25 protein-coding genes are annotated in these 23,941 nt (G+C 65.5%); 8 read left to right on the top strand and 17 right to left on the bottom strand.

The window, feature by feature from the left end:
- Nucleotides 1–33: 33 nt before the first annotated feature.
- Nucleotides 34–540: a GNAT family N-acetyltransferase gene (locus JOF48_RS15785; protein ID WP_209682127.1), complete on the top strand. Its 507-nt coding sequence runs from the start codon at nucleotides 34–36 to the stop codon at nucleotides 538–540.
- A 57-nt stretch (nucleotides 541–597) separates the two neighbouring features.
- On the opposite strand, the gene JOF48_RS15780 is transcribed toward JOF48_RS15785, so the two are convergent.
- A complete protein-coding gene (locus JOF48_RS15780) occupies nucleotides 598–1,323 on the bottom strand; it encodes an SOS response-associated peptidase (RefSeq protein WP_209684657.1) in 726 nt (241 codons plus the stop codon).
- 186 nt (nucleotides 1,324–1,509) lie between these two features.
- Here JOF48_RS15780 and JOF48_RS15775 point away from each other — a divergent pair, with 186 nt between their 5' ends.
- The 3 genes from JOF48_RS15775 (at nucleotide 1,510) to JOF48_RS15765 (ending at nucleotide 3,632) form a co-directional block, all read left to right on the top strand.
- Nucleotides 1,510–1,767 carry a mycoredoxin gene (locus tag JOF48_RS15775; protein WP_342591273.1) on the top strand — a complete coding sequence of 86 codons (258 nt, stop codon included), beginning with the start codon at nucleotides 1,510–1,512 and terminating at the stop codon, nucleotides 1,765–1,767.
- Nucleotides 1,768–1,908: 141 nt separating this feature from the next.
- Complete coding sequence (locus JOF48_RS15770) at nucleotides 1,909–3,009, top strand: S-(hydroxymethyl)mycothiol dehydrogenase (RefSeq protein WP_209682125.1); 1,101 nt, start codon at nucleotides 1,909–1,911, stop codon at nucleotides 3,007–3,009.
- The gene (locus JOF48_RS15765; RefSeq protein ID WP_209682123.1) at nucleotides 3,006–3,632 is read left to right on the top strand and encodes an MBL fold metallo-hydrolase; all 627 of its coding nucleotides are present in this window, start codon (nucleotides 3,006–3,008) and stop codon (nucleotides 3,630–3,632) included. Before JOF48_RS15770 ends, JOF48_RS15765 begins: the two co-directional genes overlap by 4 nt.
- A 109-nt stretch (nucleotides 3,633–3,741) precedes the next feature.
- On the opposite strand, the gene JOF48_RS15760 is transcribed toward JOF48_RS15765, so the two are convergent.
- Nucleotides 3,742–4,638: a helix-turn-helix transcriptional regulator gene (locus JOF48_RS15760; protein ID WP_209682121.1), complete on the bottom strand. Its 897-nt coding sequence runs from the start codon at nucleotides 4,636–4,638 to the stop codon at nucleotides 3,742–3,744.
- 362 nt (nucleotides 4,639–5,000) lie between these two features.
- Between JOF48_RS15760 and JOF48_RS15755 the strand changes: the two genes are divergently transcribed.
- Both JOF48_RS15755 and JOF48_RS15750 read left to right on the top strand, forming a co-directional pair.
- A complete protein-coding gene (locus tag JOF48_RS15755; RefSeq protein ID WP_245346573.1) occupies nucleotides 5,001–6,278 on the top strand; it encodes an MFS transporter in 1,278 nt (425 codons plus the stop codon).
- Nucleotides 6,279–6,304: 26 nt separating this feature from the next.
- Nucleotides 6,305–7,345 (top strand): NAD(P)-dependent alcohol dehydrogenase, encoded by a 1,041-nt coding sequence (locus JOF48_RS15750; protein ID WP_209682119.1) that lies wholly within the window; start codon nucleotides 6,305–6,307, stop codon nucleotides 7,343–7,345.
- A 102-nt stretch (nucleotides 7,346–7,447) separates the two neighbouring features.
- Here the strand turns inward: JOF48_RS15750 and JOF48_RS15745 are convergent, their stop codons facing one another.
- The 3 genes from JOF48_RS15745 to JOF48_RS15735 form a co-directional block, all read right to left on the bottom strand.
- Complete coding sequence (locus JOF48_RS15745; protein WP_209684651.1) at nucleotides 7,448–8,161, bottom strand: lipoate--protein ligase family protein; 714 nt, start codon at nucleotides 8,159–8,161, stop codon at nucleotides 7,448–7,450.
- Nucleotides 8,162–8,169: 8 nt separating this feature from the next.
- Complete coding sequence (locus JOF48_RS15740) at nucleotides 8,170–8,991, bottom strand: thioesterase family protein (protein ID WP_209682117.1); 822 nt, start codon at nucleotides 8,989–8,991, stop codon at nucleotides 8,170–8,172.
- Between the two features lie 95 nt (nucleotides 8,992–9,086).
- Nucleotides 9,087–9,638 (bottom strand): DedA family protein, encoded by a 552-nt coding sequence (locus JOF48_RS15735; RefSeq protein ID WP_245346572.1) that lies wholly within the window; start codon nucleotides 9,636–9,638, stop codon nucleotides 9,087–9,089.
- Nucleotides 9,639–9,891: 253 nt separating this feature from the next.
- On the opposite strand from JOF48_RS15735, the gene JOF48_RS15730 reads away from it, so the two are divergent.
- Entirely contained in the window at nucleotides 9,892–11,523 is a 1,632-nt protein-coding gene (locus tag JOF48_RS15730) for an AMP-binding protein (RefSeq protein ID WP_209682115.1), read from the top strand.
- 592 nt (nucleotides 11,524–12,115) lie between these two features.
- Here the strand turns inward: JOF48_RS15730 and JOF48_RS19925 are convergent.
- The 12 genes from JOF48_RS19925 to JOF48_RS15670 form a co-directional block, all read right to left on the bottom strand.
- On the bottom strand, nucleotides 12,116–13,204 hold the full coding sequence (locus JOF48_RS19925) for a cytochrome P450 (protein ID WP_209682114.1): 1,089 nt from the start codon (nucleotides 13,202–13,204) through the stop codon (nucleotides 12,116–12,118).
- Nucleotides 13,205–13,276: 72 nt separating this feature from the next.
- Nucleotides 13,277–13,975: a hypothetical protein gene (locus tag JOF48_RS15720; protein WP_209682112.1), complete on the bottom strand. Its 699-nt coding sequence runs from the start codon at nucleotides 13,973–13,975 to the stop codon at nucleotides 13,277–13,279.
- A gap of 37 nt (nucleotides 13,976–14,012) precedes the next feature.
- Nucleotides 14,013–14,468: an NUDIX domain-containing protein gene (locus JOF48_RS15715; RefSeq protein ID WP_209684647.1), complete on the bottom strand. Its 456-nt coding sequence runs from the start codon at nucleotides 14,466–14,468 to the stop codon at nucleotides 14,013–14,015.
- Nucleotides 14,469–14,629: 161 nt separating this feature from the next.
- Entirely contained in the window at nucleotides 14,630–15,094 is a 465-nt protein-coding gene (gene yiaA / locus JOF48_RS15710; protein ID WP_209682110.1) for an inner membrane protein YiaA, read from the bottom strand.
- 260 nt (nucleotides 15,095–15,354) lie between these two features.
- Nucleotides 15,355–15,738, bottom strand: a complete 384-nt coding sequence (locus JOF48_RS15705; protein ID WP_245346571.1) for a VOC family protein — start codon at nucleotides 15,736–15,738, stop codon at nucleotides 15,355–15,357.
- A gap of 176 nt (nucleotides 15,739–15,914) precedes the next feature.
- Nucleotides 15,915–16,892 carry a class 1b ribonucleoside-diphosphate reductase subunit beta gene (nrdF, locus tag JOF48_RS15700; RefSeq protein ID WP_209682107.1) on the bottom strand — a complete coding sequence of 326 codons (978 nt, stop codon included), beginning with the start codon at nucleotides 16,890–16,892 and terminating at the stop codon, nucleotides 15,915–15,917.
- Between the two features lie 150 nt (nucleotides 16,893–17,042).
- On the bottom strand, nucleotides 17,043–19,163 hold the full coding sequence (gene nrdE / locus JOF48_RS15695; RefSeq protein ID WP_209684645.1) for a class 1b ribonucleoside-diphosphate reductase subunit alpha: 2,121 nt from the start codon (nucleotides 19,161–19,163) through the stop codon (nucleotides 17,043–17,045).
- 14 nt (nucleotides 19,164–19,177) lie between these two features.
- The gene (nrdI, locus tag JOF48_RS15690) at nucleotides 19,178–19,654 is read right to left on the bottom strand and encodes a class Ib ribonucleoside-diphosphate reductase assembly flavoprotein NrdI (protein ID WP_209682106.1); all 477 of its coding nucleotides are present in this window, start codon (nucleotides 19,652–19,654) and stop codon (nucleotides 19,178–19,180) included.
- Nucleotides 19,655–19,778: 124 nt separating this feature from the next.
- Complete coding sequence (nrdH, locus tag JOF48_RS15685) at nucleotides 19,779–20,027, bottom strand: glutaredoxin-like protein NrdH (protein WP_203314443.1); 249 nt, start codon at nucleotides 20,025–20,027, stop codon at nucleotides 19,779–19,781.
- A 416-nt stretch (nucleotides 20,028–20,443) separates the two neighbouring features.
- Complete coding sequence (locus JOF48_RS15680) at nucleotides 20,444–21,688, bottom strand: MFS transporter (RefSeq protein ID WP_342591272.1); 1,245 nt, start codon at nucleotides 21,686–21,688, stop codon at nucleotides 20,444–20,446.
- Nucleotides 21,685–22,269: a TetR/AcrR family transcriptional regulator gene (locus JOF48_RS20085; RefSeq protein ID WP_209682104.1), complete on the bottom strand. Its 585-nt coding sequence runs from the start codon at nucleotides 22,267–22,269 to the stop codon at nucleotides 21,685–21,687. Before JOF48_RS20085 ends, JOF48_RS15680 begins: the two co-directional genes overlap by 4 nt.
- Entirely contained in the window at nucleotides 22,266–22,850 is a 585-nt protein-coding gene (locus JOF48_RS15670; RefSeq protein ID WP_209682103.1) for a sugar O-acetyltransferase, read from the bottom strand. Before JOF48_RS15670 ends, JOF48_RS20085 begins: the two co-directional genes overlap by 4 nt.
- 141 nt (nucleotides 22,851–22,991) lie before the next feature.
- Between JOF48_RS15670 and JOF48_RS15665 the strand changes: the two genes are divergently transcribed.
- On the top strand, nucleotides 22,992–23,924 hold the full coding sequence (locus tag JOF48_RS15665) for a LysR family transcriptional regulator (RefSeq protein ID WP_209682101.1): 933 nt from the start codon (nucleotides 22,992–22,994) through the stop codon (nucleotides 23,922–23,924).
- The last annotated feature ends 17 nt before the right edge of the window (nucleotides 23,925–23,941 follow it).

The following is a 23,941-nucleotide window of genomic DNA, read 5'->3' as shown; positions in this document are numbered from 1 at the left end:
ACCAGCGCCACAACGATTTTTAAGGAGCGTTCCATGACAGACATGGTCACCCTCATCGCCAAAACCACTCCGTTGGAGCGGGAGTTGAACATCACTTCCCGCACCGTGCAGCCAACCGACCTTCCGCGCCTCGGCGAGCTCTACTTCACCGCCTACGACGCCGGTGTTGCCGGCGATTCACTCGAGGTGGCCATTGCCGACATGCAAGCCTCCCTGGAGGGCAAGTACGGCCCGTTCCTGCCCGAGGCATCCCACGTTGCCCTGGATGAAAGCGGCAAGATCGTTGCCGCGGTCCTCGTCGTCGAACGCGCCGTGGGCGATGACACCCCGGAAGCACCCTTCATCATCGAACTGATCACGGACCGTGAGCACCGCCGCCGCGGCCTGGCCGAGGACCTGGTCCTGGCCACCCTGGACACGCTCTTCAACGAGGGCCAGAAGGACGTGGCCCTGCGCGTGGAGGCCAGCAACTCCGCCGCGCTGGCACTCTACCTCTCGCTGGACTTCCACCGCTGGTCCCCGGAGTCTGCCGAAGACTGACACCGGCACGACGGCGCACGGCCCGCCTTGGGCGCGCTGCCGGGTGCACCACCACTGCTACACCTCAATGGCCTCGATCAATTCGGGGCCATTGTTGCGTACATTGCCCACCGCACTGCCCACCGCATCCAGCTCCCACGCAGCAGCCAGGCCCCAGGCCTCGTCCAGTGCGGCGGCCAGCAGCGGGCCGGCATCCTTGGTTCCGGGGTCCAGCCATTCGACCAGCCCGTCCTTGCCCAGCGGCACAGGGAGCCGGTCATGCAGGGTGGCCAATTCGCCGTCGGGCGGGGAAGCCATGGTCAGGATGGTGCATGAGAGCAGCCACTGGTCAGGGGCGCCGTCCTCCTTGGCAGGGTCCTTCCACCACTCGTACAGCCCGGCGAAGACAATGAGCGAGCCGTCGGTGCTGTGCACGAAATACGGTTGCTTGGTCTTGCCGTCGGGCGACTTTTTCCATTCAAAATAGCCCTCCACGGGGACGCCGCAGCGCCTGGCCTTCATGGCGGCCCGGAAGGTGGGCTTCTCGGCGGCCGTTTCGCTGCGGGCGTTGAAGGCGCGCACGCCCACCGCGGGGTCCTTGGCCCAGCCGGGCACCAGGCCCCACTTGGCGACATGGACCTGCCGGTGCACGGCGCCGTCGATGATCCGCTCCAGCACAATGGGCACATCCGTGGTGGGTGCCACGTTCCATGAGGCGCGCAGCTCGAGGTTGGCATCCGCCTCGGCCTCCAGCTCCGCCACGAGGTCGCCCACTGCCCTTGCCATCACATAGCGTCCGCACATGAAAACCATGGTGGCACACTTTCGGCCCCGGCGGGGCGCCCCCGGCCCATGGCGGGCCCGGGCGGGAGGTGGCGGGGCGCCGGGAAGGCAGGCACCGCCGTCGAACGTCCCGAAGCAAGGAATATGCACGGCGGATAGTAGCGTTGTGCCTAGTAGCAAGCAATCTACCTTCAAGGAGCACCTACCGTGGACTTCACACCCGAGACCGGCACCATCACCATGTTTTCCACCACTTGGTGCGGCTACTGCAAGCGGCTGAAGAAGCAGCTGGATGCGGAGGGGATCGGCTACACGGAGATCAACATTGAGGAAGTGGCCGGCACTGCCGAGCTCGTCGAGAGCCTGAACAACGGCAACCAGACGGTGCCCACCGTCCTCTTCCCGGACGGCTCCGCCGCCACCAACCCCTCACTGAAGGACGTCGTGGAGCGCCTCGCCGCATAGCCGCCACCGGCATGCCGGACACCGGGCCGCACGCAACGCGGCCCCACCACAAGAGCCCCTTCAAGCGCCAACCATGTAGCCTGTCAGGAACCCCATCGAATGTTCCCGGCAAGGGAACACGGCTGCTTGAAGGAGCTCTTTATGGTTAACAAGGTCATTCACAGGGTCCAGGGCGCAGTGGTGCGCAGCAAGGACGCACCCGTCACGCTCGAGACCATCCTCGTGCCGGATCCGGGTCCCGGCGAGGTCCTCGTCGACATCCTCACCAGCGGCGTCTGCCACACCGACCTGCACTACAAGCAGGGCGGAATCAACGACGACTTCCCGTTCCTGCTGGGCCATGAGGCCACGGGCGTGGTCAACACGGTCGGCGCCGGAGTCACCAACGTGGTTCCCGGCGACCGCGTCATCCTGAACTGGCGCGCGGTCTGCGGCAACTGCCGCGCCTGCGCCAAGGGCCAGGCCCAGTACTGCTTCAACACCGCCAACGCCACGCAGAAGATGACGCTCGAGGACGGCACCGAGCTCTCCCCCGCGCTGGGCATTGGCGCGTTCATTGAGAAGACCCTCGTGGCTGCCGGGCAGTGCACCAAGGTCGACGCCGATGTGGACCCTGCCGCTGTCGGCCTCCTTGGCTGCGGCGTCATGGCGGGCCTGGGCGCGGCCATCAACACCGGCGGCGTCAAGCGCGGCGACACCGTGGCCGTCATCGGCTGCGGCGGAGTCGGCGCGGCCGCCATCGCAGGTGCCGCCCTGGCCGGCGCCACCACCGTCATTGCCGTGGACCGCGACCCGAAGAAGCTGGCCGCCGCCAAGGCGCTCGGCGCCACGCACACGGTGGACGCCACGGTTGAGGATGCGGTCGTCGCCATCCAGAACCACACCGGCGGTTTCGGGGCAGATGTGGTGATTGACGCCGTCGGACGTCCCGAGACGTACAAGCAGGCGTTCTATGCCCGCGACCTGGCCGGCACAGTGGTTTTGGTGGGCGTGCCCACCCCCGAGATGGTGCTCGAGCTGCCGCTGCTGGACGTGTTTGGGCGCGGCGGTTCGATGAAGTCGTCCTGGTATGGCGACTGCCTGCCGTCCCGCGACTTCCCGATGCTGGTTGAGCTGTACAAGCAGGGCAGGCTGGACCTGGATGCCTTTGTCAGCGAACGCATCACGATCAACGACATCGAGGCCGCTTTTGCCAAGATGGGCGAGGGCTCCGTGCTGCGATCGGTGGTGGAATTCGCATGAGCGCGCGCATTGAACGGCTCATCACCTCAGGCACCTTCTCGCTCGACGGCGGCACCTGGGACGTGGACAACAACGTATGGATAGTCGGTGACGATGCCCAGGTGTACGTCATTGACCCTGCGCACAATCCGGAGGCCATCAGGGAGGCCGTGGGGGAACGCACCGTCAAGGCCGTGCTGCTCACGCACGGCCACGACGACCACATCCGCCACGCCCGCGCCTTCGCCGCCCTGGTTGGGGCGCCGGTGCTCATGAACCCGGCCGACCAGATGCTGTGGGAGGACATCTACCCCGGCACCACGCCCGACGGCACCATCACCGACGGCGACGTGTTTGAGGTGGCCGGCACACAACTGGCGGCCCTGCACACACCCGGCCACTCCCCCGGGTCCATGTGCTTCCACGCAGCGGACCTGGGCACCGTGTTCTCCGGCGACACCCTGTTCAACGGCGGGCCGGGTGCCACGGGGCGCTCGTACAGCGACTTCCCCACGATCGTGAAGTCGATTTCGGAGCGGCTCATGGTGCTGGCGCCGGAGACCGTGGTCAACACCGGCCATGGCGACTCCACCACAGTTGGTGCCGAGGCCGCGGGCATCGCGGCCGCCCGGGACGGGCTGTAGCCCCACGCCCCCGCCGAACGTACAGTTGATGCCGGTGTTCTCCAAGAACACCGGCATCAACTGTACGTTCGGGCGGCAGCCTTGCTGACGGCCCGGGCTCCGCCACGGGTCAGCGGTCGGTGGTCTCCTGCGCCTTCGCAGCGGACGCCGGCGGACCATATTCGGTGGCTGCCCACGAAGCCAACAGCTGCAAGGCCTGCTCGGAGGCGGAACCCGGTTCGGCGGCGTAGATCGTCAGGGTCAGGCCGGGTTCAGCCGCCATTTCCAGTCCCTCATAGGCCAGGGTGATCTCGCCGACCACCGGATGATGGAACGTCTTTGACCCCGTGCCGTGATGCCTGACGTTGTGCGCACCCCAGCGGCTCCGGAACTCGTCGGAGCGGGTGGACAGTTCTCCGATCAGGTCGTGGAGTTCCTTGTTGTGGGGGTCGCGCGCCGCCTCGGTGCGCAAGATGGCCACCGTCACCTCGGCAAACAACTCCCAATCGGGGTAGAAGTCGTGCGCCCGATCGTCAAGAAATGTGAAGCGGGCAATGTTCGGCGGCTGGCCCGGCATGTCGTAGACGTCCTGGTGAAACGCCCGCGCCAGGTTGTTCACCGCCAACAAATCCATGCGTCCGTTGCGGACAAATGCCGGACCCGCGGTGACGGCATCCAGCGTCCACTGCAGGCTCCGGTGCACCGTCCACGTCTTGGAACTGCGTCGCCTCGGCGGCCTGGCCACCGGACTCGCCGCGTGGGCGAGATCGAACAGGTGCGCCCGTTCGGCGTCGTCAAGCAGGAGGGCCTTGGCAACGCTGTCCAGGACCTCGGGCGAAGCACCGCTGATGGCACCGCGCTCCATCCTCGTGTAGTACTCGATGCTCACCCCCGCCAGGGCCGCCACCTCGCTGCGGCGCAAGCCTTTGACCCGCCTGTTGGCGCCTGCCGGGAGGCCTACCTGCCCGGGGTTGACCAGGGCACGGCGTGACATGAGAAACTCACGCACCTCTGCTCGATTGTTCATGCCTCCACACTATCGGCGGCACGTCCGTGCAGGGAGTCCCTGTCAAGGCCTCCCCCGGCAGAGGCGCAACCATGAAAAGTGGACGGTGTTCTGCCTGCAGGCGGCACAAACGGTGCCGGGCTGCCCATCCGCCATCCGGCCTGTTGCCCGTTGCCATGCACGACGGCGGAACGAGGCCCGCCGCTGTCAGCCCACCTTCCCGATTGCCAACTGCCCCGGCGGCGTCTGGGGGGGCCTGGCCGTACCCCTTTCAACAGGGACTCCCCCGCTGCCTGCGGCCAATGTTGACTGGGCAAGGGACAACGACCAACACCGGCAGCCACTTGCAACCGCACCGGCCAACAGGAAGAAACCACGCCACCTTGACTTCAGAAACTACGCGAACAGGCCACGGCAGAGTGAACGTCGCGGCCGCGCCCGCCGGGGCCCACCTCGGCCACGTCACGACCGTGCCGCCGGCACCGGCAATCCCGACAGCCCCAGGGGTGCGCCGGCTGCCCTGGCCGGCATTGTTGGTCATGGCGTTGATGGGCTTCATCCTGATCTCCACCGAAACGATGCCGGCCGGACTCCTGCCGCAAATCGCGGGCGGGTTGAACGTGTCCGAAGGAACCGCCGGCCAGCTGGTCAGCGCCTTCGCCCTGGGCACGGTGGTGCTCACGATCCCCGCCATCGCGTTCACCCGCGGCATGCGGCGCAAACCTGCCCTTCTTGCCGGGATCCTTGGCTTCCTGCTCGCCAACACCATCACCGTCTTCTCCTCCGACATTGCACTGGTCCTGGCCGCCCGATTCATGGCGGGCGCGTTCTCTGGACTGCTCTGGGGCATGCTTGCCGGGCATGCCCGCCGCATCAGCGCTCCGGAACTGGCCGGCCGCGCCCTCGCCATCGCCTCCATAGGCACGCCGCTGGGCCTGGCCCTGGGAACGCCCTTTGGATCCTGGCTGGGCTCAACCTTTGGCTGGCGCTGGTCCTTTGGGGTTCTCTCGGGCTTGGCAATCCTCACGGCCCTTCTGGCCATCGTGCTTGTCCCCGATGCCGCCGGCCAGAGGGTCGAATCTCAAATCCCCATGGCCAAGGTGTTTGCCATCCCCGGCGTGTCAGTGATTCTCCTGGTGATCTTTGCCTGGATGCTTGCCCACAACACGGTCTACACCTACATCGCCCCGTACCTGCGCTCGGCCAACCTTGCGTTGGGCGTCGAAGCGGCCCTGTCCGTGTTCGGCGTCTCAGCCCTGATCGGCATCGTCGTCACCGGCATGCTCATCGACCGTGCGCCCCGGCCCCTGGTGCTGGCCAGCATCACCCTGTTCCTGACCGCCGGTGTGGTCTTCTTCGCAGGCGCACATTCCCTCCCTGCGATACTCGTCGCACTGGTCCTGTGGGGGATCGCCTTCGGCGGCGCGGCTCCACAACTTCAAACGGCCATCAGTGTGGCAAGCGGTGAAAACGCCGACGCCGCAAATTCCCTCCTCGGTGTCGCCTTCAACGTCGCCATCTTCGCGGCCGGACTCCTCGGTGCCGTCCTCGTCTCCCACTTCGGCGGCATGGTCCTGCCGGTCCTCATGATCGGCCTCGCCGCCGCCGCTCTGCTCGTCGCCTGCATCGCACGCCGCACGGCCTTCCCGGCCCACCACTAATCCCACACACAGACCAGGAGAACCCCATGCCCACCGTCAAGGCCTACGCCGCTACCTCGCCCACCGGACCGCTCACACCCACCACCATCGAACGCCGTGATCCAGGGCCGAATGATGTGCTGATCGACATCAAGTTTGCCGGGATCTGCCATTCCGACATCCACACCGTCCGCGGAGACTGGGGCCCGCAAAGCTATCCGCTCGCCCCGGGCCACGAAATTGCCGGCATCGTGACGGCGGTCGGCCACGCCGTCACCAGGCACGCAGTCGGGGACCGTGTGGGCGTGGGCTGCATGGTCAACTCCTGCGGCGAATGCATCCACTGCCGCGCCGGCGAAGAGCAATACTGTCTGGCAGGACACACCGGAACCTACGGCGCCACGGACCGCGACGGCACCATCACCCAGGGCGGCTACTCCACCCACATCGTCGTCTCGGAGAACTTCGTCGTCAGCATCCCCGACGGCCTCGCCCTCGACGTCGCCGCACCCCTGCTCTGCGCCGGCATCACCACCTACTCACCCCTGCGCCACTGGGGTGCCGGACCGGGCAAAAAGGTCGCCGTCGTCGGCATGGGCGGACTGGGCCACATGGGCGTCAAGCTCGCCGCCGCCATGGGCGCCGAGGTGACTGTCCTGTCCCAAACCCTGAACAAGCGCGACGACGGACTTAGCTTGGGCGCCCAGCGCTACTTTGCGACTGGCGACCCCGAGACGTTCACCCGGTTGGCCGGCAGCTTCGATTTGATCATCAGCACCATCAGCGCCGCGGTCGACATCAACGCCTACCTGAAGCTGCTCTCACTCAATGGAACCCTGGTCCTTGTGGGCGCCCCTCCGGAAGCTCTCCCGGTCCAGGCGTTCTCGCTAAGCATGGGGCGGCGCTCCTTCGCCGGTTCCACCATCGGCGGGATCCGGGAGACCCAGGACATGCTCAATTTCTGTGCCGAGCATGGACTGGGAGCGGACATCGAGGTCATCTCCGCCGGGCAAATCAACGAAGCCTACGAACGCGTCCTGGCCTCCGACGTCCGCTACCGCTTCGTCATCGACACCGCCACGCTCTGACCCATGGCAACGGCTTCCACCCTGCCGAACGTACAGTTGATGCCGGTGTTCTCCAAGAACACCGGCATCAACTGTACGTTCGGCGAAGCGTGTCCCGGCGGATCAGGTGAGTTGCGTGTGGTGCGCATACTCCGCCAGCACGGCCGCCTCCACATCGTCCACCGTGACGCCGGGACGCAGGTCCTCGACGGCGCCCGCCGTGGCCGGGTCCCAGTCCAGCCCAAGCGCCGCATAGCTGTCTGTCAGGACCTTGCGGATGGGGGCGGAGTTTTCCACCACAATGACGGAGCTGAACAGCCATGCCCCGGACACCACCCGCTGGGCGGTGCCCACCAGCTTGATGCTGTGTCCTGCACCGGCCCCTACGGCCGCGCCCCGGCCGTAGACACTGAACTCGCCCGGGCAGTATTCACCCGGGATCTCGCCCACTCCGGCATCGACGCCCAGTGACTTCAGGGCCTCCGTGAACAACCCGCCGAAGAAGGCAAAGCGCGCCTTCGCCCCGGCGATGGCGTCGTCCTCACGCTGGATGTGGTCAACGACCAAGGTGCCCTGGTGGTAGGCCGCAGCCCGGCCGCCGGCACGGCGCACGGCAGGCACAAAGCCGTTGTCCCGGGAAGCCTGTTCCGCTGCGGCGAAGCCAGGCATTTTTGCATCGCGCTGGCCAAAGGCCACTGTGGGTTCCGGCCGGTAAAGGCGCAGCATCGCCTCGCGGCTGCCTGCCTTCACCTCGGCCAGCAGGTCCAGGGCGCGGTCAAGGTCGGCGGCTGCTCCGCTGTTGGCCACCTGGCGGTGGACCTGCAGCGCAGGCGCCATCGGGGAACTCACTGCTCGTGCGGGAGGGGACGGACCGTCAGGATCTGCTCCGAGCGGCCGAAGGGCCCGTCAACATCGTGGAGCACGGACGAGGTGAGGCCGACGCCGTCGGCCCCGATGGTGACAGAGGTGTTCAGGCCGAGCCATTCACCCACCGGCTCGCGGTACAAGTGGATGGACAGGTCCACGTTCGGGTACATCCAGCCGCCGGGTTCCGGAACCATGCGGGCGGCAACTCCGTTGGCACTGTCCACCAGGCCCAGCAGGCGCACCAGCGCGGAGGAGTGCTCCCCTCCGTCAAGCATGGTGTACGGGCTGTGCAGCCAGGCGCGGCCGCGGCCCGGCCGGTGCTCGGGCAGGGCGCGGCCTTCCAGGGTCTTGATGAAGCCGCCGGGCCAGGTGCTCATGCCATCCCAGGGCACGGCGTCTTCCGGCGCACCCAGGGGCTCGTCCTCATAGAATTCGACGGCGGACGTGTCGCCTTTCTGCATCCTCCAGGCGGTGGCGCGGACGGCGGGCCGTCCACCTGCAAGCATCTCGGCCTGGACCAGTTCGATGGTCCGCCCGGGCCGCAGCAGGGTGGTCTCGATGGTGAATTCGCCGGCCGGGATCAAGCCCAGGATGTCAAAGTTGATGCGGACCAGGCGCATGTCATCTCGGGATTCGAACTGCTCCAGTGCGTGGACGAGGAGGCCGGCAACGGGCGCCATGTGCTGCTCGTGCGGGTTCCATGCGCCCTGGGCGTGGGTTGTCGATTCGTAGCGGTTCCGGCCGAGGTGGCGGTAGTACGAGGTGGCTTCGACGGCTGTGATGGTTGAGGTGTGGTCCATGGGGACGACTCTACCGCCAGCGGCCGCAGGGGCCGAAAACCGGCCGGGCGGAAGGCCTGCGGACGGCAGGAGCCGGGCACCGTTCCTCCGGTGCGTCAGGCCTCGGAGATGGCGGTGCGCTCGGGTGCGGCGATTTCGACGCCCATGACGGGGCAGTCCTCCATCGCGGCTGCATCCAGCTTGCGGTTGCGGGAAACGCGGAACAGGTGCACGCCCAGCACCACGGCGCCCAGGGCCAGGACCAACAGGACCAGCGCCAGGGGTGAGCCGGCCGCGGCGGCGATGGCGGCGTCGAACGCGGCCAGGCCGATCGTGGCGTAGATGCAGGCCCAGGCAATGGAGCCCACGATGGTGGCGGGGATGTAGCGGCGCAGCGGCATGCGGCCCAGCCCGGCGGCCATGTTGACGGCCGTCTGGACCCCGATGGTGAGGAAGCTGACGCTGACGGCGGGGGCGCCCCAGCGGGCAATGAGCTTCTCGGCGCGCAGAACGGCCGGGGAGTCGAGGTACTTTTGCATCTTGGTCTTGCGCCCGCCGGCGGCGATGCCGCGGCCGGCCCAGTAGGTGCCGTTGGAGCGCAGCATCACGATGGCGAAGAGAATGAGGAAGGCCCACACGAACGGAAGTGAAACAATGCTGTCCATCATGAGTGTGAGCAACCCCCTGGGGAAGAAATAATATAGCCACAGAATGCTGCGCTATTAGCCTTACCTTATCGTATAGACAATTGGTTAGCTAAGCCTAATCAAATCCGGGTGACGCTCGCCATTCAGCCGCGGACACCCGCCGGCGCCCCCGCGTCCGGACGCGGCATCCGGCCTGAGAGGCGGCCCGCCACGGCGCCAAAACGCCGCAATGTGAGTTACTGCACATTAACCCAATCCGTAATACCATCGTGACATGACCACTGAAGTTCATGAATCCTACGCGTCCGGCTCCTCCCCCGTGCCCCTGCTCGAAGAGACCATCGGCACGAAATTAACCCACATCGCCCAGCAGTTTCCCGGCCGCGAGGCACTCATCGACAGGCCATCCGGGCGCCGCTGGAGCTATGCGCAGCTGAACCACGACGTCGACACCCTGGCCCGGGGGCTCCTCGCCGCCGGGCTGGGCAAGGGAGACCGGGTGGGCATCTGGGCGCCCAACGTCCCCGAATGGGTGCTGCTGCAATACGCCACGGCCAAGATCGGCGCCATCCTGGTCAACGTCAACCCGTCCTACCGGGTCCACGAACTGAAGTACGCCGTACAGCAGTCCGGCATGAGGATGATCGTCGCCCTGCCCGGATTCAAGGGTTCCGACTACCAGGGCATGGTGGAGCAGGTGCACCCGGAATGCCCGGACCTGGCAGCGGCAGCCTACATCGGCACACCTTCCTGGGATGCGCTCGTGGCGGGCGGCGCAACCCAGCCGGCTGACGCCGTCGAGCAGGCCATGGCGGCGCTGGATGCCAACGACCCCATCAACATCCAGTACACCTCCGGCACCACGGGATTCCCCAAGGGGGCCACGCTCAGCCACCGCAACATCCTCAACAACGGATACTTTGTCACCGAGACCCTTGGCTTTACCGAGCAGGACAAGCTGTGCGTGCCCGTGCCGTTCTACCACTGCTTCGGCATGGTCATGGCCAACCTGGGCGCCATGACGCACGGGGCGGCGATCGTCATTCCCGCACCGTCCTTTGAGGCGGCCGCCACCCTGCGCGCCGTTGAGGAGGAGCGCTGCACCGCCCTGTACGGGGTGCCCACCATGTTCATTGCCGAACTGGGCCTGCCGAATTTTGCCGATTACGACCTCTCCACGCTGCGCACCGGGATCATGGCCGGCTCGCCGTGCCCCGTGGAGGTCATGAAACGCACCATGGCGGAGATGAACATGGCCGGGGTGTCCATCGCATACGGGATGACCGAGACCTCTCCGGTGTCGATGCAGACCCTGATGGACGACGACGTGGCACACCGGACCGAGACCGTCGGCAGGGTGCACCCGCACCTTGAGGTCAAGATCGTGGATCCCGGCACCGGGGAAACCGTGCCGTGCGGCACGCCCGGCGAGCTGTGCACGCGCGGCTACTCGGTCATGCTGGGCTACTGGAATGACCCGGAAAAGACCGCCGCAGCGATTGACGGCGAGCGCTGGATGCACACAGGGGACCTCGGGGTGATGTTCGACGACGGCTACGTCAACATTGTGGGGCGCATCAAGGACATGGTGATCCGCGGCGGGGAGAACCTGTACCCGAGGGAGATCGAGGAGTTCCTCTACCAGCACCCGGACATTGCCGACGTCCAGGTCATCGGCGTCCCGGACGAACGTTACGGCGAGGAGCTGTGCGCCTGGCTGCTCATGAAGCCGGGAGCGGCGGCGCTGGACCAGGCGGCCGTGGCGGCCTATTGTGAGGGCCGGTTGTCCCGGCACAAGGTCCCCCGCTATGTGCTGGTGGTGGACGAGTTCCCCATGACGGTCACCGGCAAGGTGCGCAAGATGGACATGCGCGAACGCACCATGGAGATCCTGGGGCTCGGCTAGCGCGCAGGCGTGGGGCTTCCGCCGGGCCGGCTCCACTACCGCTTGGGGAGCACCACGTGGAGGCTGCGGAACCCTGCCAGCGGGCGTGTCTCGCAGTCCATCGTGTTTTTGGAACGTGGCCGCGCCGAGACAGGGGCAACACCGCGTGCTGCGGAGCCCGTTTCGCCGAAGATGGGCCAAGCCCGCGAAACTGGTGCAGGACCTACACCTATTTCGCGATCTTTGTCGTGGGTCGGTGATTGCGGAGGGGAGGCGCGGCGGGTTTACTCCGGGTCGGCGGCCCGGACCAAGGAAAGGGCCGCAAGAGCCGAAAAAATGCCCCTTCGGAGTTGGACCATGCGCACGTCTGGGGGCTTCGCTTGCGCAGCTTAGTCACTGGCGCAGTTGACGGGGCTCCACGTGCGCATGGCCAATGGGCCCAAACGTCCTCGACGCCCTGACGGCCCGATCCTCCAACCAGTCAGAATTTCGGTGTTGGGTTGACGGCCCAGCGTGGCGGCGGGTGACACTCTGCACCACGCCGGGGCCAACTCTGCGAGGGCCGTTCCCCACCCGACCCCGCCGGACGCCGCCGGTGCCGGTGCCGGTGCCGCTACCGCTTGTGCAGCACCACATGGAGGCTGCGGAACCCTGCCAGCGGGTGTGTCTCGCGGACATTTTCCAGGCCCGGCGCCGGCTCGATCAGCGTCGTGGCGGCCAGCATTTCGGTAATGGCTGAGCGCAGCTCCATGGTGGAGAGGGCCCGTCCGGGGCAGACATGCCTGCCGATGCCGTAGACCACATTGTTGGCGGCGTTTTCTTCCGGGCGGAACGCGTCTGGATCGCCAAAGACGGCGGGGTCGCGGTTGGCCGACACCCAGTCAAGGTAGACCAGCTGTCCCTCACGGATGTCCACGCCGCCTAGTTCAACATCCCGGGTGGCGATGCGCCGGTTGGACAGGAACGGGTTGTCGATCCGCAGCATTTCATCAATCGCGGCGTCCACAAAAGGTTCGTCGTCGATCCGGTCGCGCATTTCCTCCTGCAGCTCCGGGTGCTGTGCAAGGTAGTTCACGATGGATCCCACACACCGGGAAATGGTGCCCAGATCCCCAGCGGTCCAGTTCCGCAGGATGCTCACAATTTCAGTCAGCAGCAGGGGCGCGTCCCCCACGAAGTCGTGGGCGAGCTCGTCGGTGGGGTCCACGGGCACGCTGCGCCCGCCGACGCGGCCCATGCGTCGGGCATTGACCAGGTCGGTGATGATCGCATCGAAGCGCTCCGCAATCACGGTCGTCCGGGCAAGGTCGCCGGAGCGTGTTGCGGCGTGGTTGTCCTGCATCCACTGCAGCAGCGGCGCCTCCAGCTCGGCCGGCCAGCCCAGCCACCGGCTCTGGGCGCGCACCGCAAAGCTGCGGCCAAAGCCACCCACCACGTCAACGGGAACGCCGTCGGGCGTCTGGGCCAAAAGCTCCAACGCAACCGCCCGGCACAAGGGTTCCAGCTCGGCCGAACGTTCCGGGCTCATGAACTTTTCCACCACCGCGCGGTAGCGGGTGTGTTCTGCGCCGTCCATCCCGTTGGGCACGTTCAGGTGCCGCGACACCGCCGATGAGAAGGTCTCGTGATCGAGTGCGGCGGACACGACGTCGGCATGGCGGCGCAGCCAGACGGGTTCAGGGGGAAGGGTGGAGGCGGTCATGCCTTCACGGTAGCAAAGGCGGGCCTGCGTTTCAGTGAGGCAGGCTACTCAGCGGCGCAGGCGACGGCGGAGCTACGAATGCCAGGCGATGGAATGGTTGATGGACGCAGCAAGGCGGCGCACGGAGGCCGTTGCTGCGGGGTCCGATGATGTGAACGAATCCGTCTGGCGTCGCACCACGTCCTTCACCTCATCCCAAGAAATCCAGCAGAAGACTTCATCCAACATGCCGATCAACTCTGCAGACCCCCACCGGGTGTTCCCCGATTCGGCCAGCACAGTCCCCAACTGGCTGGAAACAGCCTCATGGATTGTCATCCGCCCGCCGCCCCTGACCAACACCCGCGGCGTCACACCCAACAAGAGGATGAGGGGCTTGCGCCCACCGGCATGCATCATGGCTGCAAGCAGTTCCTGCGCCAGCTGCTTGGGCTGAAAGGAGCTGGATCGTATGCGCTTTGCCTCGACGAGCAGGAAGGAGCTGGGGCAGGTGACCAGAGCGTCCGGCTGGGTGAAAGCAGGCCTGCCACCCCAATCCTCGGACGACAAGGCCATGTCCCCCGGAAGGAAGTCCATCTCGGCCCGTTCCACTTCGGAAACAAATAGTTGACGGCTTGCATCGGCCCCATGGGCTGCACTCAGGACGGCACCCAGAAAGTGCTGCCGGGGCAGGTAGTCCAGGGCCATGAGAACTTCCGCGCTGAGGACGTTTTCACGGCCACGCCCGCCCTGTCGGTAGGCGGTCGCGCGTTCCCAGGAGATTTCTTCCAACAGCCTCGCAATCGTTGACGGCCGAGTTGCCGCCCCCTCAGCCATTCGTCTGCAGCCTCTCGAGAAGCCCCGGCCACGCTTTTTCGAAGCCCGGGTGCAGGGGCAGTCCCGCCACGTCCTCGGGTGCGAACCATTCCAGGGCCAGGCTTTCGGGGTCGCTGATGACGGCTTCAAAGGGTTCGACGGCGGACACCGCCACCGTGGTGTAGCTCCAGTACCCGATGTCCCAGACGGAGGTAAACAGCAGCTCCACCGACTCCCCCGGCACGCCGGCTTCCTCCCAGGCTTCCCGCAGGGCGCCGTCGACGGCGGCCTCGCCCTCGTGGAGGGCACCCCCGGGCAGGCCCCACGTGCCGCCATGGTGCGACCAGACCGCCCGGTGCTGCAGCAGGACTCCGCGACCGCCGTCGAACACCAGGAGACCGGCGGAACCAAACTTTCCCCAAAACTTGCCCTCGGGGCCCTCAACCCAGGCGTCGCCGGGATCGCGCATGCTGCCGAGGTGCCCCGGACGCACGGGCGCCGCGGCGTCCTGGATGAACCGGGCCGCCGCGGCGCTGTGCTGTGCTTGGGTGTTGCGCTCATTCATGTGCTTCACAGTACCAACCGGGCGCGCCGGGAGCGCATCGGCGGCTGGCTGCAATCACTGCAGGTCTAGAATTCCTGCTTGTCGAGGAATCCGGGCCGGGGCTGGACGTGCTGGTCGGGGTAGACGGCCTTGTGGGCGGCGACGTCGCGGATATTCTTCTGCACCGCCACGACGGCGAACAGGCTCATGGCGAAGCCGATGCCGTAGAAGCCCTTTTCGGAGAGCAGCAGCTCGGCGTTCCAAAGGCCGATGGCAAGCAGCAGGAGCGAGGCCAGCAGGGCGAACCAGGCAATGCCGAGGTAGATGGGCGTGACGGGGATGTCCTCGGCCTTGTCGCGGACGGCCTTCTGCAGCGACACGGCCGCAAAGAGCCCAAACAGGAACACTGTCAGGTAGAAGCCCTTCTCATTGAGCTCCATTTTCGCGTTCCACAGGCCGATGAAGTAGACGGCCATGCCCAGCCCCAACGCAATCCAGGACGCGCCGATGAACGCTCCCGTCGGCTTCCCCAGCTGATGTGCCTCGCTCATGCGACTGCTCCCCTATCCATGTAAATTGGTTTGTCTATTGTATGGACTAACAGCATATGCGACGGAACGCCTGGCGCCCATCATGTTGCACAAGAATGTTCACATGCCGGACTTTGCAGCCACTTCCCGCCGGTGGCGCCCGGTCTCAATGCCGCCGCCGTGTGCAGGCCGCGTGAGAGGTAGTCGGCAGCTAAGCGTGCGGGCCCGGGCAAGGTCCGGGCCGTTGCACGGCGGTTTGGACGCAGCGGCGAACGGGGACGTCAGTCCCCTGGAGACTCCCGCGGCGGATTGTGCATGAACTCAACCCGGATGCCGCTGGCGTCTTCGACGAAAGACGCATAGTACCGTTCATTGAACCTTGGAAAGAGTTTGGGTTCCCGCACGACGGCCCATCCGGCATCCACGGCGGCGGCGTGCAGGCGGTCGACCTCACCGCGCGAGTCCAGGGCAAAGGCGAGATGCTGCCAGCCGGCACGGCCGTGCCGGTGGCCGCCCGGCTCCCGCGCAGGAAAGACGATCAGCTCGGTGTCCTCGCCGTGCTGCCAGGAAATGCTGTCATCCCCGTCGTAGCCGCAGGTGTACCCAAGCTCCGCAAGTACGGGATGAAACTGCTTCCGAGCAGTGTCCAAGTCAACAACTGTCATGCCAAGATGGTCTACCAATGCCATGGGAACAGTTTCGCGGATCCAAAGTGCGTTCGACAAGGACCCGCCGGTGTGGCGTCCGCCCAGGGAGGGCAACGGAAAGGCCCGAACCCGCGGAATTTCGCAGATTCGGGCCTTTGGCATGTTTATTCAGCCGTGGCTTCCGGGAACAAGGCCTAGAAGTCCCAGTCGTCGTCTTCGGTGTTGACGGCCTTGCCGATGACGTAGGAGGAACCGGAACCGGAGAAGAAGTCGTGGTTCTCATCCGCGTTCGGCGACAGGGCCGAGAGGATGGCCGGGTTCACGTCGGTCACGGCGGCCGGGAACATGGCTTCGTAGCCCAGGTTCATGAGCGCCTTGTTGGCGTTGTAGTGCAGGAACTTCTTGACGTCCTCGGCCAGGCCGACGGAGTCGTAGAGGTCGTGCGTGTACTGGACTTCGTTTTCGTAGAGCTCGAAGAGGAGCTCGAAGGTCCAGGCCTTCAGCTCTTCCTTGCGCTCTTCCGGAACTGTCTCCAGGCCCTTCTGGTACTTGTAGCCGATGTAGTAGCCGTGCACGGCCTCGTCGCGGATGATCAGGCGGATCAGGTCTGCAGTGTTTGTCAGCTTGGCGCGTGAGGACCAGTACATGGGCAGGTAGAAGCCCGAGTAGAAGAGGAAGGACTCCAGCAGCGTGGAGGCGATCTTCCGCTTGAGGGGGTCGTCGCCGTAGTAGTAGGACTCAATGATCTGAGCCTTCTTCTGCAGGTTCACGTTCTCCACCGACCAGCGGAATGCCTCGTCAATTTCCTTCGTGGAGCACAGGGTGGAGAAGATCGAGGAGTAGCTCTTCGCGTGCACCGACTCCATGAACGCAATGTTCGTGTACACGGCTTCCTCGTGCGGGGTGATGGCATCCGGAATGAGCGAGACGGCGCCCACGGTGCCCTGCAGGGTGTCCAGCAGGGTCAGGCCGGTGAACACGCGCATGGTCAGCAGCTGCTCGTCCGGGGTCAGCGTGGCCCACGACTGGATGTCATTGGACAGCGGCACCTTCTCCGGCAGCCAGAAGTTGTTGCACAGGCGGTTCCAGACTTCAACGTCCTTCTCATCCTCAATGCGGTTCCAGTTGATGGCCGTTACGTGATTGGCCAACTTCAGCTTGTCCGGTGTCATGGCTGCTTTCTCCTTGTAAAAATCTTGGTGGCCGCACGGGCCAAATCAATCTTAAGCCGAAGGCACGACGGCGGGATGTGCCCGCCGTCGTGCTCTTCAGTTTTGGTCAAACTAACCTAATAATAAAAGGCTAGCTTGATACAATGCCTGCTACAGCGCGCAGCTGACGCAACCCTCAACTTCCGTGCCTTCCAGCGCGAGCTGACGGAGGCGGATGTAGTAGATGGTCTTGATGCCCTTGCGCCAGGCGTAGATCTGGGCCTTGTTGATGTCACGCGTGGTGGCGGTGTCCTTGAAGAACAGCGTCAGGGACAGGCCCTGGTCCACGTGCTGCGTGGCGGCGGCGTAGGTGTCGATGATCTTCTCGAAGCCGATCTCGTACGCATCCTTGTAGTACTCGATGTTGTCGTTCGTCAGGTACGGGGCCGGGTAGTAGACGCGGCCCAGCTTGCCTTCCTTGCGAATCTCGATCATGGAGGCGATCGGGTGGATCGAGGAGGTGGAGTTGTTGATGTAGCTGATGGAACCGGTGGGCGGGACGGCCTGCAGGTTCTGGTTGTAGATGCCGTGCTCCATGACGGAGGCCTTCAGCTCGCGCCAGTCATCCTGGGTGGGGATGTGGACGCCCTCGAACATGTCAATGACCTTGGCGGTCTGCGGGAGCCATTCCTGGTCCGTGTACTTGTCGAAGAACTCGCCGCTGGCGTACTTGGAGTTCTCGAAGCCGGCGAAGGTGCTGGCGGTTTCGATGGCCAACAGGTTCGAGGCACGGATGCAGTGGTAAACAACCGTGTAGAAGTAGATGTTGGTGAAGTCCAGGCCCTCTTCGGAACCGTAGTGGACGCGCTCACGGGCAAGGTAGCCATGCAGGTTCATCTGGCCCAGGCCAATGGCGTGCGACTGGTCGTTGCCACGGGCGATGGAAGGGACGCTGGTGATGTTCGACATGTCGGACACTGCCGAGAGCGTGCGGATGGCCGTCTCGATGGTGCTGCCGAGGTCAGGCGAGTCCATGGCCTTGGCAATGTTCAGCGAGCCGAGGTTGCAGGAGATGTCCTTGCCAACCTCTGCGTAGGAGAGGTCGTCGTTGTACGTGGTGGGTGCCGAAACCTGCAGGATCTCAGAGCACAGGTTGCTCATGATGATCTTGCCCTCGATGGGGTTCTCGCGGTTCACCGTGTCTTCAAACATGATGTACGGGTAGCCGGACTCGAACTGGATCTCGGCGAGGGTCTGGAAGAACTCGCGTGCCTTGATCTTGGTCTTCTTGATGCGGGCGTCGTCCACCATTTCGTAGTACTTCTCGGTGACCGAGATGTCGGAGAACGGCATGCCGTAGACCTTTTCGACGTCGTACGGGGAGAACAGGTACATGTCCTCGTCGCGCTTGGCCAGCTCAAAGGTGATGTCGGGGATGACAACGCCCAGGGACAGGGTCTTGATGCGCACCTTTTCATCGGCGTTCTCGCGCTTGGTGTCGAGGAAGCGGTTGATGTCCGGGTGGTGGGCGTGCAGGTACACGGCGCCGGCACCCTGGCGGGCACCGAGCTGGTTGGCGTAGGAGAAGCTGTCTTCGAGGAGCTTCATCACGGGGATGACGCCGGAGGACTGGTTCTCAATCTGCTTGATGGGTGCGCCCACCTCGCGGATGTTGGTCAGTGCAAAGGCGACGCCGCCGCCGCGCTTGGAGAGCTGCAGTGCGGAGTTGATGGAGCGGCCGATGGACTCCATATTGTCTTCGATGCGCAGCAGGAAGCAGGAGACGAGCTCGCCGCGCTGTGCCTTGCCGGCGTTCAGGAAGGTGGGGGTGGCGGGCTGGAAGCGGCCGTCGATGATTTCATCGACGATCTTCAGTGCCAGTTCCTCGTTGCCGCGGGCCAGGTGCAGGGCGACCATGCACACGCGGTCCTCATAGCGCTCCAGGAAGCGGTTGCCGTCGAAGGTCTTCAGCGTGTAGGACGTGTAGAACTTGAACGCGCCCAGGAAGGTCTCGAAGCGGAACTTCTTCTTGTACGCGTGGTTGTAGAGGTCGCGGATGAAGTTCATCGTGTACTGGTCAAGCGTCTCGCGCTCGTAGTACTCGTTCTTCACCAGGTATTCCAGCTTCTCTTCCAGGTCATGGAAGAACACGGTGTTGTTGTTGACGTGCTGCAGGAAGTACTGGCGTGCGGCGGCCTTGTCCGCGTCGAACTGGATCTCACCCTTGGAGTTGTACAGGTTGAGCATGGCGTTGAGCTCGTGGTAGCCGAGCCCTTCCCATGCTGCGGGCATGTCCTTTGAGTTCTTCACTGTTGAGTCGTGTTCTGAGACAATCGTGTCCAAAATTCTTCCAATCCTTCGCGAACGCGGTCCACGTCATCAGACGTGCCCATGAGTTCAAAACGGTATAGATGCGGTACGTGGCACTTTTCGGAGACGATGTCCCCGGCCAGGCAATAGGTTGTTCCGAAGTTCGTGTTCCCGGCGCCGATGACGCCGCGGATCAGTTTGCGGTTCTCCTCAACGTTGAGGAACTTGATGACTTGCTTTGGCACGGCCCCTCGCCGGGTCTCCCCGCCATAAGTGGGGAGTACGAGCACAAAGGGTTCCTGCGCCAGCAGGGTTTCTTCCCTGGTAAAGAGTGGCAGCCGTGCCGCCTCAACCCCGAGCTTCACCATGAAACGGTGGGTGTTGTCGGAGGCTGAGGAAAAATAGATCAGCCGGCTGGAGGTGTATCTGCTTGCTGGTGCACCTACAGCTTGTTCTGCTGCAACTGCTGACATGGCTTTCGCTTTCCAACGGTTCTTGTTGCCTGTGTGGGGCCGGCCGAATTTCCGGCCAGCCCCACTGGGTGTGCATTGCGCACGTTAAGTTTTAGGTGGATCCTGCGGGCGGGCCCGCGGTCCGCTACGCTACGACGGCGGCCTCGACTGCGGCGGCCAGTTCTGCGATCTTGTCCGGGCGGAAGCCCGACCAGTGGTCGGCGTCGGTGATCACAACAGGGGCCTGCTGGTAGCCCATGCTCAGCACGTGCTCCAGTGCCTCCGGATCAGTGGAGATGTCCACGCTCTGGTAGGTGATGCCCTTCTTGTCCAACGCGCGGTACGTTGCGTTGCACTGGACGCATGCAGGTTTGGTGTAAACCGTGACGGTCATGATCAAGTTCCCCTTTTTTCTAAAACTGCCTATGGCGGCCTTTTGGGCCCACTCGCTGTCGGTGGGACCTTTCGCTTCACGCCACGGTCTCGCCAGCTATTCGAGCTGCTCCGGCCGCCTTCATCAGGATCGGCTGGAATCTGTAATAGATACTACATGTAGTGCACGCCCTCGCGGTTGACCCCTACATGATGTATTACAAGTATGTCATTTTATGCACCTGTCGTCCACAGGCAGGGCAGATTAAAAGCGCGAGAACTCAAGGTTTAATCACCGCTATCCACAGCTTGTGGAGTACTTAGCCACATTAATTTCCCCCGCGTGTCGGACGTGTCCGGCGTGTCGCGCGGGGCGGTTTTTAGTGGCCCGCACAACATGCCGTGGTGACCGGGGCAACGTTGGCCCGCCGCAGGACATCATCCCCGGCCGGCGGCCCGCTTTCCGGCCAGGACCGGAGACAGTGCCAGCACCATGATGCCGGCCAGCGGAACCACCCAGAGCCCGGTCCGCAGCGAGGTGGCATCGGCAATGGCGCCCACCACGGGCGGGGAAAGCAGGAAGCTGATGCGCATGAGCCAGCTCAGCACCGTCAGGCCCGTGCCGGGGCGCAGCCCAGGAATGTTGTCCGCCCCGTGCATGGCGGCGGGAACGAGCGTGGCAATGCCGAACCCGGCCGCGGCAAACCCGGCGATGGAACCCGGCAGGCTGGGGAACAGCAGGGCCAGGCCCATGCCCAGGGCCACGAGCGCGCCGCCGGCCTGCGCCACCAGTCGCTCGCCAAAGCGGTCCACGAGCCGGTCCCCCACCAGCCGCCCCACGAACTGGGCGCCCACGAGGGCCACAAAGCCCAGCCCGGCAATAGAGGCCGGGGCACCGAAGCCATCCCTCAGGTACAGGGCCGCCCAGGTGTTCCCGGCATCCTCCACGAGCGAGCCGGCGGCCGCCACGAGCACCAGGGCAAGCAGGACCAGGTACTTGCCACGGCCGCTGAAACGCGACGTGGCCCCACCCGCCCGGGCGGGCCGGGCGCCGTCGGACGCCTCACCGGCAGGAGCGGTCTCCGCACCGGCCTCCCCGGCACCGGGCAGCAGGAAGCGCAGGCTGCACAGCGACACCGCCGCGAACAGGGCGCCGGAAACGGCCAGGTGAAGCGGCACGGGGACGCCAAGCCCGGCGGCGGCCGCACCCATGAGCCCGCCCAGCACGGCACCCATGCTCCACACGGCGTGGAAGGAGTTCAAGATGGAGCGGCCAAAGAGCTTCTGGACGCGCAGGCCGTGCGAGTTCTGCCCCACGTCGGTAATGGCATCCATCGCCCCGGCAATGCCCATGCCCGCGGCGAACAGCAGGCCGGTGGGCGCCATCCCGGCGCAGGCCAGGGCCAGCGCCGTCAACACGGTGCCGGCCACGGCCACCCGGGCGGAGCCGAAGCGGCGGATGAGTGCCCCGGCTGCGAGACCTGCCAGCATGGCCCCGAGTGGAAAGGCGGCCGCGGCAAGGCCGAAGCCGGCGTTGTCCAGGCCCAGCATGGCCTTGATCTCCGGGAAGCGCGGGAGCAGGTTGGCGAACAGCGCGCCGTTGGTCAGGAACAGCGCGGCGACGGCCACGCGGGCGCGGCGCACCGGCAGTGGGACGGCGGGATCAATGGTTTTCAGGGTCACGGGGTTCTCACAATTCTTTCAACGGCTTCTTCGACCGTGCTCCGGGGCATCGGGTCAAGGGACAGAGCGCGGTGCATGGACAGGCCTTCAATGAGGGCGTCGAGCATGAGCGTGGTGGCGGGGTCAAAGAACCTGCCGATGGCCGCCCGGCTCCGGGCCATCCAGGCGTGGGTCACGCGCCGCAGCTCGGGGCGGCGGACTGCGAGCGCGTAGAGCTCATAGGACAGGACCATGGTGCGGGGGTCGTTGAGGAGTTCGCCCGTGATGAGGCTGACGACGGCGTCGCGCGCCTCATCCTGGTTCCCCACCTGTGCCATGGCCGCCTCGAAACCGTCGGCCGTACGGTCGGCAAGCTTGGTGAAGGCTTCTCCGAGGAGTTCGTCCAGGGTGGCGTAGTGGTACGTCAGTGACCCCAACGGGACCCCCGCTGCGGCGGCGATCTTGCGGTGCGTGGTGCCGGCCACGCCGTGTTCGGCAATCACGTCCAGGGCGGCGTCGCTGATCCTGGCGCGCCGCTCCGGGTCGTGGCGGCGGCGCGCCCTGCCGTGGACCGGGCCTGCCGCCTCCTGTTCCCCGCTCACGGCAGCTGCTTGCTGATGCGGGCCGGGTTCCCCACGGCCACCACATTGGCCGGCAGGTCGCGGGTGACCACGGAGCCGGCCCCCACCACGGTATTCTCCCCAATGGTGACGCCGGGCAGCACAATGACTCCCCCGCCCAGCCACACGTTGTCGCCAATCACGATTGGCCTGGCCGCCTCGAGCTTGTCCCGGCGCAGCCAGGGTTCGAGCGGGTGCGTGGGGGTCAGGAGCTGGACGTTGGGCCCGATCATGACGTCCGCCCCGATCGTGATGGGGGCGACGTCCAAGGCGGTGAAGTTGTAGTTGATGAAGGTCCCTGCGCCAACGGAGATGTATCGGCCGTAGTCCACGTACAGGGGCGGGCGGATCTCCACGTCCTCCCCCAGCGATCCAATGAGGTCCGCCAGGATCGCCTCGGCCGCATCCCGGTCCTCCGGCCACAGCTGGCCGTAGCGGTGGGCCCGCATGATGGCCCGCTGGGAGGCTGCGGCCAGCTCGGCGTCCTCGGCCAGGTACAGGTCGCCGGCCTCCATGCGCTGGCGCATGGTGCGGGGGTCGTTGGCAAAATAGGGGTGCGGCACGGCGGGTCCATCCTCGGGTCGTTTGTCGTTATGTACAAATGTACATAACGATGGCGCCGACACCACCACCGCTGTCCCACATGACGCCCTGGCGCCTATGCTTGCCTTGGAAGCAGCCCGGACTGAAAGAAGGTGGCCCCCGTGATCAACCCGCTCCACCTGCGCACGCTGCTGGAAGTCATCAGGCGCGGATCCTTCGCCGCGGCAGCCACCCAGCTGGGGTACACGGCGTCGGCCGTTTCCCAGCAGATGGCGTCCCTGGAACGAGACAGCGGCGTCCGCCTATTCCAGCGCTCCGCCCGCAGCGTGGCACCCACCGAGGCAGCCCTGGTCATGGCCCGGCACGCCGGCAAGGTACTGACGGACATTGATGCACTCCTCGCCGCCAGCTCCCGGACGGACGAGGGCACCCGGCAGGAGTTGCGCCTGGGCATTTTTCCGTCGCTGGCCACGCACGTGCTGCCGCGCCTGCTGCGCAGCCCGGAGTGGCCGGGGCTGGGGATCAACCTGCATGTTTCGGTGGGCGAGCCGCAACAGACCATCGGCGGCTTGCGCAGCGGCGGCGAGCTGGATGTGGCGCTGGTCTACCAGGTGGGGCAGTCCGGCCTGGCGTGGCCGCACAGCCTGAACCGGCAGTGGATCGGAGACGACAATTTCCGTGTGGTGCTGCCCGCCGAGTGGGGTATCCAGCCGGGATCGGCCATGGAGGCCGCACAGCTCTCAGACATGCCGTGGATCATGCACCATCCCGGAACCTCCGACGCCACCGTGATTGAACGGCTCTTCGCCAGCTGCAACGTCCATCCCCGGGTGGCGGCCTACAGCGACGACTTCAACGCAACCCTGCAGCTGGCCAGCGTGGGGCTTGGCGCCGCCCTGGTCCCGGAACTGGCGCTGCGCAGCAGGCCGCACAACGTGGTGGTGCTCGACGTGCCGGAGATCCGGCTGGCCCGGAACATCTTCGCCCTGCTGATCAACGAGCACCAGGGCACCCGCGTCAAGGTGTTTGTGGACAGGCTGGCGGCCATCCTGCAGGAGGTGACGGGCGCCAGCGCGGTGGATCCCACGCCCTGACCCGGCCGCGGGCGGCG

The organism is Arthrobacter stackebrandtii, assembly GCF_017876675.1.
Lineage (GTDB): Bacteria > Actinomycetota > Actinomycetes > Actinomycetales > Micrococcaceae > Specibacter > Specibacter stackebrandtii.
The sequence above is the reverse complement of the archived record's forward strand: the minus strand, read 5'-3'. Positions and strand labels throughout refer to the sequence as shown.

Excerpts from the sequence above, each read along its gene's own strand:
- nrdE (WP_209684645.1), bottom strand. The coding sequence starts at position 19,163 with ATGCCCGCAGCATGGGAAGGGCTCGGCTACCACGAGCTCAACGCCATG.
- JOF48_RS15785 (WP_209682127.1), top strand. The coding sequence starts at position 34 with ATGACAGACATGGTCACCCTCATCGCCAAAACCACTCCGTTGGAGCGG.
- nrdF (WP_209682107.1), bottom strand. The coding sequence starts at position 16,892 with ATGACACCGGACAAGCTGAAGTTGGCCAATCACGTAACGGCCATCAAC.
- JOF48_RS15760 (WP_209682121.1), bottom strand. The coding sequence starts at position 4,638 with ATGAACAATCGAGCAGAGGTGCGTGAGTTTCTCATGTCACGCCGTGCC.
- JOF48_RS15770 (WP_209682125.1), top strand. The coding sequence starts at position 1,909 with ATGGTTAACAAGGTCATTCACAGGGTCCAGGGCGCAGTGGTGCGCAGC.
- JOF48_RS15715 (WP_209684647.1), bottom strand. The coding sequence starts at position 14,468 with ATGCGCGATCCCGGCGACGCCTGGGTTGAGGGCCCCGAGGGCAAGTTT.
- JOF48_RS19925 (WP_209682114.1), bottom strand. The coding sequence starts at position 13,204 with ATGACCGCCTCCACCCTTCCCCCTGAACCCGTCTGGCTGCGCCGCCAT.
- JOF48_RS15735 (WP_245346572.1), bottom strand. The coding sequence starts at position 9,638 with ATGATGGACAGCATTGTTTCACTTCCGTTCGTGTGGGCCTTCCTCATT.
- JOF48_RS15750 (WP_209682119.1), top strand. The coding sequence starts at position 6,305 with ATGCCCACCGTCAAGGCCTACGCCGCTACCTCGCCCACCGGACCGCTC.
- JOF48_RS15730 (WP_209682115.1), top strand. The coding sequence starts at position 9,892 with ATGACCACTGAAGTTCATGAATCCTACGCGTCCGGCTCCTCCCCCGTG.
- JOF48_RS15765 (WP_209682123.1), top strand. The coding sequence starts at position 3,006 with ATGAGCGCGCGCATTGAACGGCTCATCACCTCAGGCACCTTCTCGCTC.
- nrdH (WP_203314443.1), bottom strand. The coding sequence starts at position 20,027 with ATGACCGTCACGGTTTACACCAAACCTGCATGCGTCCAGTGCAACGCA.
- JOF48_RS15745 (WP_209684651.1), bottom strand. The coding sequence starts at position 8,161 with ATGGCGCCTGCGCTGCAGGTCCACCGCCAGGTGGCCAACAGCGGAGCA.
- JOF48_RS15780 (WP_209684657.1), bottom strand. The coding sequence starts at position 1,323 with ATGTGCGGACGCTATGTGATGGCAAGGGCAGTGGGCGACCTCGTGGCG.
- yiaA (WP_209682110.1), bottom strand. The coding sequence starts at position 15,094 with ATGAGCGAGGCACATCAGCTGGGGAAGCCGACGGGAGCGTTCATCGGC.
- nrdI (WP_209682106.1), bottom strand. The coding sequence starts at position 19,654 with ATGTCAGCAGTTGCAGCAGAACAAGCTGTAGGTGCACCAGCAAGCAGA.
- JOF48_RS15740 (WP_209682117.1), bottom strand. The coding sequence starts at position 8,991 with ATGGACCACACCTCAACCATCACAGCCGTCGAAGCCACCTCGTACTAC.
- JOF48_RS15705 (WP_245346571.1), bottom strand. The coding sequence starts at position 15,738 with ATGACAGTTGTTGACTTGGACACTGCTCGGAAGCAGTTTCATCCCGTA.